This is a genomic window from Terribacillus sp. JSM ZJ617 (assembly GCF_044383785.1).
In the GTDB taxonomy this organism is placed as follows: Bacteria; Bacillota; Bacilli; order Bacillales; family Amphibacillaceae; genus Terribacillus.
Map to the genome: position 1 here is coordinate 877500 of NZ_JBISEQ010000002.1, position 15804 is coordinate 893303.

A 15804-nucleotide genomic window follows, 5' to 3' on the forward strand; every position below is an offset into this window, starting at 1 on the left:
CACTTCTTCCCCCTTGATGGTTTGTACTATCATGTATACGAGCCATCAAAGGTTTTAGACCATCTTTATTTAAATAGACTGTTTGCTGCCGAGCTGGATACGTCCAACTTCATTAACCGGACGCTGCAGCCACATATTTGCTATCTTCATGAAAAGATGCGTATCTCCAGATGCAAAGAATTGATGATTCACAGGACGATCTCCTTCATAGAGCTTTCGTTTGAAGCCGAGAATCGCACTTACTTCACGAGCTGTCTCGTCTCCGGAACTGATCACTTCCACCGATTCACCGATCACTTCTTCAATCACTGGTTTGATGATCGGATAATGCGTGCACCCAAGGATGAGTGTGTCCATCGCTTTCCAATCCTTTAATGGAGTCAATGCGTCTTGCACGACCTGACGAGCCAATGGGCCGGACACAACACCTTTTTCCACCATCGGAACGAATGTCGGACAAGCGAGCCCTTCGATTTCTAGCTCACTATTGATATTTTTAAGTGCCTTACGGTACGCATGGCTGCGGATCGTGCCTTCTGTACCGAGTACACCGATATGATTTGTTTTTGTCGTCTTGATAGCTGCACGTGCGCCTGGCTCAATAACACCAACAACCGGGATATCAAGCTTCTGCTTCAGCTCTTCCAATGTAAAAGCTGTCGCTGTATTGCAGGCGATGACGAGCATCTTGATGTTCTTTTCCAGGAGGAAATTCACCATGTCCCATGTAAATTCCACCACTTCTTCTTCCGGTCTGGGACCGTATGGACAGCGCAGTGTATCCCCGACATAGATAAGGTTTTCCTTCGGCAGCTGACGCATCAGCTCCCTTGCAACGGTCAAGCCGCCTACTCCTGAATCGATGACACCAATCGGATAATCCACGTTTATCTCCTCTTTTTCTTCTCTGTTTTAGCCTCTAGCTGTTCGTAATCATTCATTTTACCGTGTAACTTATGTAAGAGCAACTGCAGCTGGTCTGCCTCTTCCAAAGAAAAAGTTTCCAGCAGCTCTTGCAGATATGCTTGACGCTTTTTAATCACTTCCGAGATGATCAGTTCTCCCTTTTCCAGGATATGCACTCGTACGATGCGTCGGTCCTTTTCATCACGCACGCGTTTTACAAGCTCATTCTTCTCGAGCCTGTCTACGATATCAGTCGTCGTACTGATCGCAAGCCTGATTGTCTGGGAAAGGTCGCCAGTCGTCATATCTCCTTTGTCCGCCAGCCATTGCAGCGCGACGAACTGCGGTGCCGTAATCGGATACTGCAGGAGGATCTCACGTCCTTTTTGCTTGATGATTGCGGCAATATGTCGCAGCTCTTTTTCGATCGCTGCAATTCTTTCAGCTGTCAGTGTGTCGTGCACCATTCATTCCTCCTGCTATTTTTCCGTTAGTTTATTCCTGCGCAGATATTTTGCAAGTTGTTTTTTAAATTGTAAGGAAACCATGATATACAGTGTGTCACCTGCTTTGATGACGGTCTGTCCGTTTGGTGAGATTATCTCACCGCTCCGGAGTATGGCATTGATCAACGTCGTCTCAGGAAAGCTGAGATCCTCCAGCCGTTTGCCGGAAATCTCATTCAGTTCCGTTGGTTTATATTCTACCATCTCGAGATTGTTCCGTCCTATACTGATCAATTCAAGTGTCTCAATTTCATTCGTTGTCGGCGGTTCCACCAATTTAAGCTTGGCCGCAAGTGCCGTGACCGTCGAGCCCTGCAGAACAGTTGATAAGAGGACGACGAAGAAAACGGCATTAAAGATGAGCTGACTGTTTTCGATACCTGCAATGAGCGGGAAGAGTGCCAGCACGATTGGTACGGCACCTTTCAGGCCTGCCCAGGAAATGAACAGTTTCTCTTTTGCAGAATACTTAAAACGAATCAGCGACAGGAACGTTGCGAGCGGCCGTGCCAAGAAAATCAGTACGAGCGACAGCAAGAATCCTTTGATCATCAGACTCGGTGTAAACAATTCGGAAGGGAAAACAAACAACCCAAGCAAGACGAACATACAAATCTGCATAAGCCAGCCAAAACCCTCATTGAACCGAATAATGGAACGACGATACGTGATTTCAGCATTCCCGATATAAAGGGCGCTGACATAAACCGCCAATAGTCCAGAAGCATGAATAATAGATGTCAATCCGTAGCTCACCAGAGCGAATGAGAGCGCGAATAGCGGATAAAGACCACTTGTATCGAGATTGATCCGATTGATCGCAGTGACAGCTATGAATCCGATCAGCAGCCCCATCGCTGCTCCTGCTCCCATTTCCCATATAAAGCTGCCGATCATGGAAAGCACGCTCGAGCCATGGCCGCTGATTAGTTCAATACAAGTGATTGTCAGGAACATAGCCATCGGATCATTCGTACCTGATTCCGCCTCTAATGTCGCAGCAAGCTTTTCTTTGACATTCTGCCCTTTCAAGACAGAGAAAACTGCAGCTGCATCGGTCGAACCAACGATCGATCCAATCAAAACAGATTCAAGCCATGTCAAATCGAAGATATAGTGCGCAGCAACAGCGACGATTGCTGCTGTCAGCAGCACCCCTACTGTCGCCATGGTGATTGCCGGAGCAAGTGCCGGCTTCATCGAATGCCAATTCGCATGAAGACCACCTTCAAATAAAATGACAATCAGCGCAAAGATACCAATTGCCTCTGCCAAATGGGCATTATCAAAATAAACAAGTCCAAAACCATCACTTCCGACAATCATTCCGACCGCGATGAACAAGACAAGTGCCGGGACACCCAGCCTCGTCGAAAACTTCGTCACCACTACACTCACAACAAGCAGCAGCGCGAAGAGAAAAATGAATTGATTCGTTACCATATAATCGTGCATGAACATCCCCCTACAAGGTGTCGATCGATATCTGACTTTTCTATCCTATCCTTAATGATACAGTTAAAAACGCTGTACTGCATGTAATTAGCCCTCGCCAAAGCTGACCATATCAAAAAACCGACTCATGAGAGTCGGCTTTTTACTACTATTTATTTGAACAAAGAACTGAATGTATACGATCGAAACAACTCAGAGAAGGAGGAAAGCGGTAATTCATGATAAGGTATGGTTTTGCACCCATTGATGCTGACCATTATGCAATTCTGAACATTATCGTATCGGCTGACAACCGTATTTCCCTTCTTCATCGCCCACTTCTCAAAATCCGCTGGCGGAGAGCTTCCAAGCTTTGCTGCCTGAAATTGTGCAATGCTGCACTCCGCCCCGCTATAATATGCAGCTACTTCGGTGAGCGTCAAGTGATGCATCTCGGCGAACGGCATCATCACAATCTCATCATCTTCCTCAGCCATATAATATTCCCCTGCTTCGGTAACCCTAACGAAAGCTTCTCGAACATCCTTGTAAATCTGCTGCTGCAAACTCGGCAGCGACGAAATGACTGGAGCGACAGACGGACTTTTCACAATTTCCATGGAAAACCCTCCTTTTCTGAACAGTTTCGACAGATTTGGAGGGATACCTGCATTTGTAAGAAAAATCTGAATCAAGATTCGTAATAAAACATGATACATTATCAATCAACCATAACTTATTAAATACAAAATGCTTGCACTCAATTCATTTCATTGGCTGTTTCAGCCCATTACAGCCCGATTGCAAATCCAAGCGGTATGGATATCCAAATCATAACAAGAGCAAAAACATGGAATTGCTCAGATGGCATTTTAAATGAAGTTATCAATCCAATAAGAAACAGATCCCCCTTATCACTAAGATTACGAAGAACCCTGGGGCTACGTACTTTTGGTCGGTAGGATTTTCACCGATCGTACCCGCAGTACAAAAATCAGCAATAAAAAAGCAAATCAAAAAAACCGGCACGTTAGCCGGTTTTAATATAGAGGGGAAAACAATATGTAGTTATTCTCCTCCTCCTCCGCCCCCACCGCCATCAGAACCTCCACCATCATAGGAAGGACTGCTTGGACCGGAATCATAGGACTGGGAACTTATATCTGTGTCGTGGTATCGTTTGTGATTGCTATCATTGTCTGAATCCGCGCCCATCAATGGCGTATGCGTATATAAGGTCGAGTTTCCATCACTATCTGATTTACTCTTGGATTGGGCGTGATTTTTAGATTGCATATGACCTTGATCTTCATCCCGTTTCTTCTTACGGATCGCTATTAAAGCAATTACTACGGCTGCTATCAATACAATAATTACGCCTATAAAGATATTAATTGCAATACTATTGTCGATCGTTATTTCATTCATTAGTACTTCACTCCTTAAAAAGAAATAAATAGCAGTTCCTACCAGATAAAATTTTCTTGAATTTACAGGATAACATAAATTCATTTTCTTTAACCCCTACAGTAAAAAAGTGATATGTTTCTCACTATAATTCTATCTGGTCCTGAGCAATAAAATACAAATTAAAAAGAACTTCCTTTTTAGAAAGTTCTTAATAGAAGACTTAAATAACTACTGTTTTTTTACTGCAAATGCATACTTCTTATTTAATAAATAGGGGCGGTAATAACCATTTATTGTAGACATCGGAAGAACTTCCGGATGTAGTTTGATACCAAGCGTATGGATCATATACTCTCTGCGTTGTTGGATTCTTCCCCATAGTTCTGGATAGCGTTCAGACAACTCTGCACGTAGTTCTTCGTCCGCCAGGACAATACCATCTTCCGCATTCGCTCCGCCGTATCCTGGAATACTAGGGATAATATCCATCTGGAGCATCATGCCGCTGACAAGTTTGATTTCTGAATTGGGATACATAGGAGAAGACATCCATTCTTCACCAGCCGTCAAATGACCCGGGTTAAGCTTCCATCCATATCTTGATTTAGGCAGGACAGATTCAATTAATTCATACATATCTCCACCTGTCATACCAATTCTAACATTCTCATACCAAGCAACACTTGCTGCGTAATAAGGCTTAGCAATTGCATCTATATAATCAGATACATCCTCAGGAAGTTCTTCAGCAGATGATACAACATACGCGGAGCGGTTAGTAAGACCCCCTCTGTAACCTACTGTGACTGAAAACTTATCACCTACTTCTACTTTCTTTGCTCTTGGAGCCACTACTGCGTTCGTAAAGCGATCACCCGTAGCACAAATCGTCTGGACATTATTCGGCTGTCCATAGGCAGCTAGTCCATCTGCAAGCTCCATCTCTGTTTTTCCAGGTTCTAATTGATCAAGCACTCGTAAAATTCGGGACGATGCAAGTGATGCTCCAAATTCATAATGAGCTATTTCGTTTGCATTCATTAAAATACGTGCACCCGTACCTGGATGAATGAATAATGAAGTGGCATTGATAACAGTACCTATATCTTTTACAAGTTCTTTGACAGCATTAACGATGAAATATGGCGTATCAAACAGCTGTTGATTATCTTCATTAGGACTCGTAAACATTTTCCATCCCGCTATACCAACGCGCATACCTTCTCTGACACCTGCGGATGCAATGAGTTCTGTAAATGTTTTTTCAGTCGGCATCGGCTGATTAGGAAGAGAAAAATGCGGTACATGGATAGCTTCTGCTTCTATACGGCTGTATTGGTTCATTCGAAGAGATTCATTACCTAATAATAAATAAGCCTGCCCGTCGCTATGTAAAACCAAGAGCGCTTCCTCAAACCTTGGTTCGAAACCTGTTAGATACCCAAAGTTAGTGCCGTGTTCACGGTCGCCATAAACAAGAAGAACGTCTAGTTCTGCGTCATTCATCTGCTCAATCATTTTCTCCTTGTGAAGCTGCATCGTTTCATCAATTAGATCCACTGATTTCGCTGCCGTTGTATCGGCAGGTGCAGGCACTTCTTTATAGCTGATTCTCTCTATATAGTTCATCATGACAATCTCCTTCGTTTATGCATCTTAATAACATTGTAAGCGATTTACACAAGTATGCGTTAGTGATTCAGCAAATGTTTTATGTTCGAACTTTTTTTTGCAGAAACAAAAAAACCGACCATCACAGTCGGTTTTAATAGCCGTCACAGCAAGCCAGTACTCTCTATCCGCTTACAACAGCTATGTCAGTCAACAGGCAGAGCTCGTGCCTGTCAGAGCTTCAGTTCCCCCATGCGAAGGAGCTCCACTACAGCCTGAGACCGTCCCTTTACTCCCAGTTTCTGCATCGTATTCGATATGTGGTTCCGCACTGTTTTTTCTGAAATAAACAGATCTTGCGCGATTTCCTTGGTTGTCTTATCTTGAACCAATAGTTCAAAGACTTCTTTTTCTCGTTTGGTGAGTAATTGTTTTGGCCTGTAGTCATTATCCTTCAAAAGTTAACCCCTCCTTGCTCTCTTCAGGGTTGCTGCGTCAGGTATTTATTTAGTCCATGTAGCTTATGTAAACCAGAGACGGAGGGTGACCGGAATTCGCGAATTGTTAACGATTGTTGGCGGAGGAGTTACGGTATTGAGTATTTAAATTTCATAAACGAACTATCTATGAAGAGGCCACTTGATATCAGAAGGGTTAATTAACTCTCGATTTGCAGCGTCTCGCTTACAAACATGTAAAGTCTCTTATTGTTAAGTCTCTGGGGAAATTTTAAGTACAAAATTCACTAATATTAGAGAAGAATCTCAACCTAATTCAGAACATATTAGACTAACGGATAGCTACTATATCGCCGGTAAAATTATTAATGTTATGTTCGAACCTTAAGCAAACGTATTGCAAGAAGATCCTTGAGATCTTGCGAATGATATAGAGCGTAAGAAAACGTCAAACACCGGGTTTGGCGCTTTTTATGCTCAATACTCTTCACCCATATTTATCACTTTTTTCTTTGGTCCTCTGCTAATACCAGCTCCTATAAAATTAAAGCATGCTCCCATAATCCTAGCTGACCCTTTGCCGGAATAAATTCATCCAGCATCTGCATATCTTCAACTACCCAAGCATAACCTCCCACTGTAAAGTCACCCACAAAATAGTCATTCCCTGATACCATTCGACCATCTTCCAGAATTGCCCACGTCTCATTGTTTTCAATTATCTTCAAACAATCTACAAGTTTGCATACAGCAATGATTTGGCCAGTTGGAAGATTCTCTGGTGTATATCCGTGCTTACCAAGCAACGACTTTATGGCTATATGGTTAGAGGAGTCTTTATCTATTTTTTTACTTGTGTGAATGGCAAGTGGCCCCCGATAGTTCGTTCTCCATGACCTTGTTTCATATGTTGCCTCTCTAAGGACAAAAAGGCTTGCCCACGGCTGGATCATTGATAAAACCTTCATTTTACAGCCTCCAACCTATAGAAGTGTATTTTAATTATAGAGTGTCCCTTTAAAGGAATATTATGAGCAAAAGGCAAAATATCAGTTCTCAGAGATTCAATTCGAACATGGGTGGCATGTACATTATGGGCGGTATGATGTAACTTAGATAAATTACTTAGGGCAACAAATCTACTTTTGTAGGTCTGTTTTTGTTTAACACAAAATTAGTAGTTTAGTTTATTTGTTCCGACAAAAAAATGGGTATATTTTCATATAGGACACACCTAAAACACACTCATAAGGTAAATTGTGTAAGTCGGCCGACTTACATGTATTATTTATATAAGACTATTGGAGGAAATTATGAGAAAAGTTTTATGTTTAACTATCACAATAATGTATTTGGCTTCTTTAATTAGTCCAAAGTCTAGTGTACTAGCAGAAGAAAATCATGGTACTAAAACTGAAACATTACCAACAGTATTAATAATTGATGCTGATTCGCCTACATATGAAAGTGATGATGCTACTTTAGACTCCGAAGATAATATTGATGAGATTGGCGATGAATTAATTTCCGACTTAGACGGCTTAGGTGCTAATGAATTAGAAGACAATGAATCTATGACACCTGAGATGGAAGAGGCTATCCAAAAAGCAGTAGACGAAACTGTAAGGGTTATTGAAGAAGAAAATGAAGAACTTGAAGAACAGTCCCAAGTATCAGTGATGAGAGCTTCTTCTACTTCAACAGGTACTATAGTCAAAGGTTATTTTAGAAAAAATTTAAAACTTGCAAACTCAATTAATGCACAATATAAGAAAATGACAAAAGGACTTAAACCGAATGCACCTGGTGAAGCATACAGAGCAGGAATGTGGGTATCACTAGTTAAATCCGGTGGAGCATGGGATTTGAAACAAAGAAAATATTTAGGGACAAGTGCTAAATATACATTTAGAGGAAAACTAAAAAATGGAGAATATATTGGTAATTTCCACTACGGCTATATGGGGAAAGCAGTAGGTTATTCAGATACAGTCTTAAAATCCGCTGCAGGTGCTTATCAAATTAAATCTAGAACTTCTAGCGTAAAATTCTGGAAATCTTATTTTGATGATCCTAGTGATACTTCAGCAATTAAAGATGGAATAAGTTCCTATAAAAATGGTGTAAGATTCTAAAATAGTCATATGTTAATATAAAATTAGAGGAGAAAACTATGAAAAGACTTAAATTCTGGTTATTAGCTATCGTTTTACCAGTTGTTGTGATCTTGCTTATCGGAGGAATTATTTTATATAACCTTATTGATGTAAATCTAAATGATCTAAATGGAAAAGGACAAGTTGTTTCAACCATTGAATCACCTAACAATAACTATGTTGCAGAGATAAGATTAATTGATGAAAATGGTAACGCAACAACCCCTATACAGCAAGCAGTTAGCATTTCCTCAAATGCTTCAAATCAAAACCAATTAAAGGAAGAGACAGTATATTGGGAGATACACTCTGATAGCGAGACACCTGAAGTAATCTGGTTAGATGAAGATACTATTAATGTAAATGGTAAGATAATAGATGTACTGGATAAAGATACTTACTACAACTGGCAAGATCATAGTGAGAACTAAATAAGCACGCATGTACATTTCAGGGACTGGTAAATTCCAGTCCCTTTAATTTTCTCTAAGATTTTTAGATAGACTTACCTAGTTCGTTATCCTAATTTAATATGACCTAATTTGCTACTATGCTTTTCAATACATCATAAATAATGGCCAGCTCACCTTTAGTATATATCTTTTATCCCTAATTCAACTTTATCATAAAGTTATTAAATCCTTTTTAACACGAGCATATTTCCATTAACAATCTAAATATCTGTTTTGCATTTGTCAATTTTCAGCAGAAACTTTTCCAACTTATCTCTCGTAATTTATCTAATTTAAAAGAAGGTTGTTTTATGAAAAAGCTGATTTTCCCCCTCGCTCTGTTTCTCGTCATCTTCGTCAGCGCATGTTCTAACGCGTCATCTGGATTTAAGGAGATTACCCCTGATGATGCTGTTGCAGCCTTCCAGGACGCCGGCCTTGAAGCTGAGAACCCTACTGAAATGACAAAGGATGATTGGTCCAATGAAATCTAAAGAAGGCATCCGTGTAACAGTCCCTCAAGTCTGCAGCGATTGTAATGCTCGTATCATCAGCTATGAAGATGAAGCTGATCTAGATGAGATGAAGGATTACTATGACTCCATGGGCGAAGAAAGTGCCATGTTATTCTCCTGGACCGCGAAGCATAAAAACATTTTGGTTCAGGTGAACGGTGATATGGAGGAAGAAGAATTCAACAAATACAAAGAGGCTTTGGAAAGTCTTTAAGAGGAGAGCAAGTATGCTCTCTTCTTTTATTTGTAAAATTCCTTAATCAATCTTATTACTCGTATTACTATCATCTGACTAGGAAGTGGTTTATGCTTAGTTTACGTCTTTAAAAGGGGATTAGTTGATTATGAAGGATGAATTAAAGTACATTGGGGATAAAATCAGGGCTAATAAAGAAATAATTGCAGACTCTGTTATTGACTCCTTAGATGAGAATTTAAAAACGGAGTTGAAAATTCTATCCTTTCCAAACGACAAGTTACATGCTTTTAATGTTGATTTAATTAATAACATAGGTGCTTTATTATTTGTTGAAGAGGACCCATATGAGGTTCAACAAAATTTACTTAACTGGGCTAAAAATGCAGCTGAATTTGCTACCCATAAGAATATCTCTCTAACAGCAACTTTACAGTTTGTCTCTAGCTTCCGATCAGTTATCTGGGAGATCTTCACTGAAGAATTGGTACAGCGACATTTTGCTGCTATAACCATGCTAGATGTTTCAAAAATAATCGATCCTATGCTTGAAAAGATTAGTTTCGCTATAGGAGAAGAATATGAATTATATAACAAAAAAATGATGGACATTGCTTATAGTGCATTAGAGGAGCTTTCAGTTCCAGTTGTTCCTATTTACGAAGGTGTAGCAGTTCTTCCTATTATCGGAGAAATAGATACCTATAGGGCCAAGCTGATCATGGAGACTGCATTAGAGCAAGGCAACCATCTGCAATTAGATTGTTTGATCATTGATGTATCGGGTGTACTCATGATTGATACAATGGTAGCTGATCAGATTTTCAATATTGTTAAAACACTTAAGTTAAGTGGTATTACTACTATCATCACGGGTATTAGACCAGAAATTGCGCAAACGATGGTTTCATTAGGTCTAGATTTTAAATCGATTACTACTTTTTCTAATTTAAGACAAGCTCTTTTACATTTAGGTTATGGGAAAATAAGAGATTAAACTGTTTTCCTTTCTAGCTATGTATAGAATCAGGAATGAATTTAAGCTAATATTAAGAACCTATAAGATCCTAAAACAATTTAGAGGGCCAACTCGGGCCCTCTTCTTTTTTTGCAATATGATGTAACCGTTCATTACACCACCCCGCTCCCCTTCCCAACATCTTGGGAATCCCCTTTAACCCAGTTGTTTCTAATTATGTAAAGGTACAAGTATTGAATTGTTCGCAAATGGTCTGCACCGTATTCGATATGTGGTTCCGCACTGTTTTTTCTGAAATAAACAGATCTTGCGCGATTTCCTTGGTTGTCTTATCTTGAACCAATAGTTCGGACTTCTTTTTCTCGTTTGGTGAGTAATAGTTTTGGCCTGTAGTCATTATCCTTCAAAAGTTAACCCCTCCTTGCTCTCTTCAGGGTTGCTGCGTCAGGTATTTATTTAGTCCAGTAGCTTATGTAAACCAGAGACGGAGGGTGACCGGAATTCGCGAATTGTTAACGATTGTTGGTGGAGGAGTAACGAAAGGGTTTATATTAGGAGCATAATCCAGATCATGAGGGTCGCTCTCTTTCCCTCTTGTTGCAAGCATCACTTATGTTCTGCTATACCATTTAGGAATAATGCATCTAAAGCTGTCGTGATCTTTCAGAACATCAAGTGAATATTTAAGAAGCAAATCAAATTGACTTTGGCTTCTTTTCTTTCCCCATACCAGCGCTGACACAATATGAACAGCACTATAAAAGGAATATAGTTTCCAAAACGAATCGTCTATGAGTTGCCCGTCATGATAACCATCCACTATTCCTTTGGTGAATGCAATACTCACTTGCTTCGAAAAGAACCCTAGTTTTTGCAAATCATGTATCGGGTCACCCCAGTCCATCCTTTGAAAATCAATTATCCCTGAGAAGATATTATTATGTATTAAAAGATTAGAGGGATGAAAGTCGTCATGTTGGAATTTGTTTGGTCTGTCTTTCAATAAGTAAAGATTTGAATTGATATACCTTTGGAGGCTGTCCATTATGCTTTGATCGAGAGCTAATTTCTCCAGTTCCAGCATGTATTTGTTAATCTTAGCAGACTTAACTTGCTCCCAGGACGGTTGGTTTAATGGAGCCGATATAGTATGAAGCTTTTTCAATTCTCTTCCCGCAGAGACTCCTGCAGCATATTGTTCCTTTTCTGTAAGTTTGCTTAATCCTTCCTCTGCATCAACTCCTGGGAGAAATGTTAAGACCATATAAGCTTTCTGAAGATCCTTAATTTCTCCAAACTCCAATCCTTCTGGAACATATTTTGATAACTCATGGAGCTTATTCAGAGATAAGAGTTCATTGTGCCTTCTAGCTGCTTCTTGTATAGGAAATATCCTTAAAAGATACTTTTGATCAATAACATACTTTTGATCATCTGAATAGCCTTTCCTTAATTCCACAATTTCTTTTGCATTATTTAAGTGTGAAATTAAGTTTCTTATACGCTTATCCATTGCTCACCCTCCTTGAGAATACTTAAAAGTGAAACATACCAATCAGTTGATGCTGCACTATTTTCAAAGACTGTCAATCTCCTAACAAAACCTGCATTTTCTTTATATAAACCGCATTTCCAGTGATCTCAACATCCAGCAAATCGTTTCCTTTTGAAACCTGTACTGCTACCCGGCCATCTCTTCCAATTTCGTGTCCTTGCTCCACTATAAGGTTTAGAGGTTCAACAAACTTTTTATTTATGTACTCCGCATAATATGCTCCCATTACCCCGGATGCAGTACCAGTTACCGCATCCTCCATGGTCCCCGAATACGGTGATGAGAAGTGTCTAGCATGCATATCAGCTTTGGAATCAAAAGTTTCCAGACAAAAAGGATGCAAGGATGATTTAGGTAGCTCTTTCAGGATTTGAGGAAAGAGCTTATTATTCGGTTTCATACGTTGAAAAGCATCAAGTTCATTTATTGGTATTAACAACGTCCAAGTACCGGTACTTCCGTAAAGGATTGGCAGATCCGTACGAAAATCTGTTTCTCTTAGTCCTATTGCGTTTGCTAAAGCTTCCTTGGAGCCATTGAAATCTTTGAATTTTGGAGCAGCTTGTTTCATGGTTATAGAATTTTCATCACCTGAGGAGTTTATTTTAATTGGAAGAATACCAGCTTTTGTTTCAATTGTTATAACTGCTTCATCTCCTAATAACCCTTTTTCCTTCATAGCATAAACAGTTGCCATTGTTCCATGACCACATAAATTCATCTCATGACCCGGTGTGAAAAACCGTATTTTAAAGTCAGCTGCATCGGATTCAATCAAAAAAGCTGTCTCATTAAACCCCACTTTGGTAGCTACCTCTTGCATTTCAGCATCTGTCAATTCATCTCCATTTAACACTACACCAGCAGGATTTCCCTTATTAGGTTCTTTACTAAATGCATCATAATGATAAACCGTCACTGATTTCATGATATATCCACCCTAACTAAAATTATTTATACTTCATCAGGAATTGATTCACTTCTTCTCTCATTCATACTATATTGGATGATTTTTCTGAATATATTAAATTTTAACTTACCTATCAATCTATTAAAAGCACTATTAAATCTATTAATTTAATTATAGAGAAGCCTATGTGCCAAAGGCTGAAGACTTGTAAGAGCTCTTAAATAAATCGCAATGGAACAAATTAACCTCTAATTATTCTCCTTATATTTACAATAATGGTTGCATCCACCCTTATCTTTGTATATATTGTATACATATAACATATACAATATTAGGTATTCCACAAAACATTAAAAGGAGGCTACTTAAAATGAATGGCACGGAAAAAGCCCTAACTTTAACTCCGTTGCGGCGCTGGATAACCATCCTCGGTATCTTCCTACTTGATAACAGGTAATTTTTATACTGATCGATGTTACGTCCTGGGAACCGAGAATAAACGATAGAGATAGCTTTATTCCTAGAATGTTCAGAAGTATCCTAGACTCATCACTTTCCACCGAATGGGTAACACCTTACACCTACCCATACTTCAATATGATCATGACTGTCCACATCGTTGCACTACTTATTGTGGCAATCTCAGAAATCATCGAGAGACTTATCTCCAAAAATAGAATAAGAGGGATCACATGCAAATCATAATTTCCAACAGTTCAAAGGAGCCGATTTATGAACAAATTACGAATCAAATTAAATCGTCCATTTTATCAGGTGAGCTAGAGGAAGGAACAGCAATACCTTCCATGCGTAAGCTCGCAAAGGATTTACAAATAAGTGTTATCACGACGAAACGGGCCTATGAGGAATTAGAGAAAGCAGGGTTTATCTACTCGATCGTTGGAAAAGGGTCCTTTGTTGCAGAGCAAAATTTAGAAGTTATAAAAGAGAAAAAACTGAAAGTCATCGAGGAACAGCTGAGTGCTGTAATAACAAATAGCCGAGAAATCGGGCTTTCCCTTGATGAGCTGCAGCAGATATTGAAGCTATTATATGAGGAGTGACAGAGATGGAAAATGTAGTTGAATTAAAAAATGTATCGAAGAATTTTAAAGATTTCTCCGTTAAAAATGTTGATTTGAAAGTTAAGCGCGGCTTTGTTCATGGCTTTATCGGTGCAAATGGTGCTGGAAAGTCTACGACGATAAAGATGATGATGAATCTGTTAATTCCGGATAGCGGAGAAGTGAAGCTGTTTGGTTTGGACTACAAGACGCATGAGAAAGCAATTAAAGAACGTATTGGCTTTGTATACGATGGCAATGTATTCTTTGAAGGAATGAATTTGAAAGATATAAAACGGATTGTCGCCCCTGCCTACAAAAACTGGGATAATGCTCAATTCTTGCAGTATGTTGAACAATTCGAGCTTCCGCTAAATAAATCGATCAAACATTTCTCCAAAGGGATGCAGATGAAGGCCTCCCTAGCGCTCGCCTTGTCCCATCATGCAGAACTTATCATCATGGATGAGCCGACTGCTGGCTTAGACCCTATCTTCAGACGAGAACTGCTTGGCCTTTTACAGGAATTGATGCTGGACGGCAATCGTACCATCTTCTTCTCCACTCATATCACCACAGATTTGAATCGCATCGCAGATTACATAGCGTTCATACACAAAGGAAGAATAGTATTCAATCAATCTATTCATGACGTAACGGATAATTATGCACTAATTAAAGGGAGAACAGAGCTTCTAGATCGAGACACTGAAAAAGACTTCCTACACATAAATCGCTCTTCTGCAGGTTTCGAAGCATTAACTGATAATGTTCATGCGGTAGAACAGATTTTCGGCAGCAATGTGATTATTGAGCAAGCTACTCTTGAAGATATTATGTTTCACGTAAAAGGAGGTTTACAGCATGTTTAATTTAATCAGACGTGATGTTATCCTGCAGAAAAGGCAGCTACTTCTTTTAATACCTGCCATCTTGTTCTTTATTATCATGAATGTACATCCTGCTTTTATTTTTCTGTTTGCAAGTATTTATGTTCCGATAAATACTTATGTTTACGATGAGAAAACCGAGACGAATTTCTTATTGAATTCCTTGCCGTATACACGAAAAGAAATTATTGCATCACGCTATATAGGTGCTATTGTGTATATGTTATTAGGAACTGGATTAACAAGTGTAATACTTCTCATTTTTAAGAAGTCTTTTTCATTCACTGATATCTCTATTAGTATCAGCTTGTTTCTACTATTTGTTTCACTGGTATTTCCATTATTCTATATCTTCAAACAGGGGTATATTTCTTCCATTGTTTTATTTAGCTTTATCCTTTCAGCCATCCTAGGTCCTCGCATCGTGTTATTTTTGGCTGAACATCTGCCTGCCATAACTGAATTTCTTATTGGTTTATCTATGCCGACAGTATACATAGGAGTGACTCTAATCGTCATGGCTGCCTATGGTACATCGTGGGGATTTACTACTTTTATATACCAGCGAAAAGTGTTATAGATAGCCAAGCTTAAAACTATAAGGGATAGAAACTATGAGCGTATTCGAGTTATACTGGGATACGTTTATTTCTTATTATTTTTTCTGTTTAACCACTCCCTCAAGGTGGTACCTAATAAGACAAATCGCAGATGTACATACTAATTTCAGATGAAGATAGTTGGCGGTAATTTCTAATAAAA

At 39.3% G+C, this 15804-nt stretch carries 19 protein-coding genes and 1 pseudogene; 9 read left to right on the forward strand and 11 right to left on the reverse strand.

Translation table 11 applies throughout. The annotated features are described in order from the left end of the window. Positions 1 to 69: 69 nt before the first annotated feature. The 8 genes from racE to ACH6C1_RS10795 form a co-directional block, all read right to left on the reverse strand. Positions 70 to 885: a glutamate racemase gene (gene racE, locus ACH6C1_RS10760; protein ID WP_374076947.1), complete on the reverse strand. Its 816-nt coding sequence runs from the start codon at positions 883 to 885 to the stop codon at positions 70 to 72. A 2-nt stretch (positions 886 to 887) separates the two neighbouring features. Further along, positions 888 to 1373 (reverse strand): MarR family winged helix-turn-helix transcriptional regulator, encoded by a 486-nt coding sequence (locus tag ACH6C1_RS10765; RefSeq protein ID WP_366247320.1) that lies wholly within the window; start codon positions 1371 to 1373, stop codon positions 888 to 890. Positions 1374 to 1385: 12 nt separating this feature from the next. Further along, positions 1386 to 2867: a potassium/proton antiporter gene (locus tag ACH6C1_RS10770; protein WP_374076949.1), complete on the reverse strand. Its 1482-nt coding sequence runs from the start codon at positions 2865 to 2867 to the stop codon at positions 1386 to 1388. A gap of 152 nt (positions 2868 to 3019) precedes the next feature. Then, positions 3020 to 3466, reverse strand: a complete 447-nt coding sequence (locus tag ACH6C1_RS10775) for a hypothetical protein (protein WP_374076951.1) — start codon at positions 3464 to 3466, stop codon at positions 3020 to 3022. 448 nt (positions 3467 to 3914) lie between these two features. After that, positions 3915 to 4274 carry a hypothetical protein gene (locus ACH6C1_RS10780; RefSeq protein WP_374076953.1) on the reverse strand — a complete coding sequence of 120 codons (360 nt, stop codon included), beginning with the start codon at positions 4272 to 4274 and terminating at the stop codon, positions 3915 to 3917. Positions 4275 to 4484: 210 nt separating this feature from the next. Next, positions 4485 to 5888, reverse strand: coding sequence for a M24 family metallopeptidase (locus tag ACH6C1_RS10785; RefSeq protein ID WP_374076955.1), 1404 nt, complete (start codon positions 5886 to 5888; stop codon positions 4485 to 4487). Positions 5889 to 6100: 212 nt separating this feature from the next. Next, positions 6101 to 6325 carry a helix-turn-helix domain-containing protein gene (locus ACH6C1_RS10790; RefSeq protein WP_366247326.1) on the reverse strand — a complete coding sequence of 75 codons (225 nt, stop codon included), beginning with the start codon at positions 6323 to 6325 and terminating at the stop codon, positions 6101 to 6103. 536 nt (positions 6326 to 6861) lie between these two features. Beyond that, on the reverse strand, positions 6862 to 7293 hold the full coding sequence (locus tag ACH6C1_RS10795; RefSeq protein ID WP_374076958.1) for an ASCH domain-containing protein: 432 nt from the start codon (positions 7291 to 7293) through the stop codon (positions 6862 to 6864). A gap of 345 nt (positions 7294 to 7638) precedes the next feature. Here ACH6C1_RS10795 and ACH6C1_RS10800 point away from each other — a divergent pair, with 345 nt between their 5' ends. From ACH6C1_RS10800 to ACH6C1_RS10820, 5 genes are all read left to right on the forward strand, one after another. Continuing rightward, positions 7639 to 8460: a polymorphic toxin type 44 domain-containing protein gene (locus tag ACH6C1_RS10800; RefSeq protein ID WP_374076960.1), complete on the forward strand. Its 822-nt coding sequence runs from the start codon at positions 7639 to 7641 to the stop codon at positions 8458 to 8460. Between the two features lie 38 nt (positions 8461 to 8498). Further along, on the forward strand, positions 8499 to 8912 hold the full coding sequence (locus tag ACH6C1_RS10805) for a DUF5412 family protein (RefSeq protein WP_374076962.1): 414 nt from the start codon (positions 8499 to 8501) through the stop codon (positions 8910 to 8912). Between the two features lie 332 nt (positions 8913 to 9244). After that, on the forward strand, positions 9245 to 9427 hold the full coding sequence (locus tag ACH6C1_RS10810; protein ID WP_374076964.1) for a hypothetical protein: 183 nt from the start codon (positions 9245 to 9247) through the stop codon (positions 9425 to 9427). Next, entirely contained in the window at positions 9417 to 9662 is a 246-nt protein-coding gene (locus ACH6C1_RS10815) for a hypothetical protein (protein ID WP_374076966.1), read from the forward strand. The genes ACH6C1_RS10810 and ACH6C1_RS10815 overlap by 11 nt, the downstream gene beginning before the upstream one ends. A gap of 130 nt (positions 9663 to 9792) precedes the next feature. Continuing rightward, positions 9793 to 10641 (forward strand): STAS domain-containing protein, encoded by an 849-nt coding sequence (locus tag ACH6C1_RS10820; RefSeq protein WP_374076968.1) that lies wholly within the window; start codon positions 9793 to 9795, stop codon positions 10639 to 10641. 196 nt (positions 10642 to 10837) lie between these two features. Here the strand turns inward: ACH6C1_RS10820 and ACH6C1_RS10825 are convergent. The 3 genes and pseudogenes from ACH6C1_RS10825 to ACH6C1_RS10835 all read right to left on the reverse strand — a co-directional run bounded on the left by ACH6C1_RS10825 (position 10838) and on the right by ACH6C1_RS10835 (position 13106). Then, positions 10838 to 11030: pseudogene (locus tag ACH6C1_RS10825) on the reverse strand (LuxR C-terminal-related transcriptional regulator). 203 nt (positions 11031 to 11233) lie between these two features. After that, entirely contained in the window at positions 11234 to 12136 is a 903-nt protein-coding gene (locus tag ACH6C1_RS10830; protein WP_374076970.1) for an aminoglycoside phosphotransferase family protein, read from the reverse strand. A gap of 73 nt (positions 12137 to 12209) precedes the next feature. Continuing rightward, positions 12210 to 13106, reverse strand: a complete 897-nt coding sequence (locus ACH6C1_RS10835) for a PhzF family phenazine biosynthesis protein (RefSeq protein WP_374076972.1) — start codon at positions 13104 to 13106, stop codon at positions 12210 to 12212. A gap of 477 nt (positions 13107 to 13583) precedes the next feature. On the opposite strand from ACH6C1_RS10835, the gene ACH6C1_RS10840 reads away from it, so the two are divergent. The 4 genes from ACH6C1_RS10840 to ACH6C1_RS10855 are packed head-to-tail and all read left to right on the forward strand — an operon-like array spanning position 13584 to position 15622. Then, positions 13584 to 13793, forward strand: a complete 210-nt coding sequence (locus tag ACH6C1_RS10840; protein WP_374077193.1) for a hypothetical protein — start codon at positions 13584 to 13586, stop codon at positions 13791 to 13793. Continuing rightward, positions 13781 to 14152 (forward strand): GntR family transcriptional regulator, encoded by a 372-nt coding sequence (locus ACH6C1_RS10845; protein WP_374076975.1) that lies wholly within the window; start codon positions 13781 to 13783, stop codon positions 14150 to 14152. Before ACH6C1_RS10840 ends, ACH6C1_RS10845 begins: the two co-directional genes overlap by 13 nt. Positions 14153 to 14157: 5 nt before the next feature. Further along, positions 14158 to 15024 (forward strand): ABC transporter ATP-binding protein, encoded by an 867-nt coding sequence (locus ACH6C1_RS10850; protein ID WP_374076977.1) that lies wholly within the window; start codon positions 14158 to 14160, stop codon positions 15022 to 15024. After that, positions 15017 to 15622, forward strand: a complete 606-nt coding sequence (locus ACH6C1_RS10855; RefSeq protein WP_374076979.1) for an ABC-2 transporter permease — start codon at positions 15017 to 15019, stop codon at positions 15620 to 15622. The genes ACH6C1_RS10850 and ACH6C1_RS10855 overlap by 8 nt, the downstream gene beginning before the upstream one ends. Positions 15623 to 15804 lie beyond the last annotated feature (182 nt).

Coding starts and splice junctions, on each gene's coding strand:
- ACH6C1_RS10820 (WP_374076968.1), top strand. CDS start 9,793: ATGAAGGATGAATTAAAGTACATTGGGGATAAAATCAGGGCTAATAAA.
- ACH6C1_RS10770 (WP_374076949.1), bottom strand. CDS start 2,867: ATGCACGATTATATGGTAACGAATCAATTCATTTTTCTCTTCGCGCTG.
- ACH6C1_RS10785 (WP_374076955.1), bottom strand. CDS start 5,888: ATGATGAACTATATAGAGAGAATCAGCTATAAAGAAGTGCCTGCACCT.
- ACH6C1_RS10765 (WP_366247320.1), bottom strand. CDS start 1,373: ATGGTGCACGACACACTGACAGCTGAAAGAATTGCAGCGATCGAAAAA.
- ACH6C1_RS10805 (WP_374076962.1), top strand. CDS start 8,499: ATGAAAAGACTTAAATTCTGGTTATTAGCTATCGTTTTACCAGTTGTT.
- ACH6C1_RS10775 (WP_374076951.1), bottom strand. CDS start 3,466: ATGGAAATTGTGAAAAGTCCGTCTGTCGCTCCAGTCATTTCGTCGCTG.
- ACH6C1_RS10800 (WP_374076960.1), top strand. CDS start 7,639: ATGAGAAAAGTTTTATGTTTAACTATCACAATAATGTATTTGGCTTCT.
- ACH6C1_RS10855 (WP_374076979.1), top strand. CDS start 15,017: ATGTTTAATTTAATCAGACGTGATGTTATCCTGCAGAAAAGGCAGCTA.
- ACH6C1_RS10830 (WP_374076970.1), bottom strand. CDS start 12,136: ATGGATAAGCGTATAAGAAACTTAATTTCACACTTAAATAATGCAAAA.
- ACH6C1_RS10795 (WP_374076958.1), bottom strand. CDS start 7,293: ATGAAGGTTTTATCAATGATCCAGCCGTGGGCAAGCCTTTTTGTCCTT.
- ACH6C1_RS10850 (WP_374076977.1), top strand. CDS start 14,158: ATGGAAAATGTAGTTGAATTAAAAAATGTATCGAAGAATTTTAAAGAT.
- ACH6C1_RS10815 (WP_374076966.1), top strand. CDS start 9,417: ATGAAATCTAAAGAAGGCATCCGTGTAACAGTCCCTCAAGTCTGCAGC.
- ACH6C1_RS10780 (WP_374076953.1), bottom strand. CDS start 4,274: ATGAATGAAATAACGATCGACAATAGTATTGCAATTAATATCTTTATA.
- ACH6C1_RS10845 (WP_374076975.1), top strand. CDS start 13,781: ATGCAAATCATAATTTCCAACAGTTCAAAGGAGCCGATTTATGAACAA.
- ACH6C1_RS10835 (WP_374076972.1), bottom strand. CDS start 13,106: ATGAAATCAGTGACGGTTTATCATTATGATGCATTTAGTAAAGAACCT.
- ACH6C1_RS10810 (WP_374076964.1), top strand. CDS start 9,245: ATGAAAAAGCTGATTTTCCCCCTCGCTCTGTTTCTCGTCATCTTCGTC.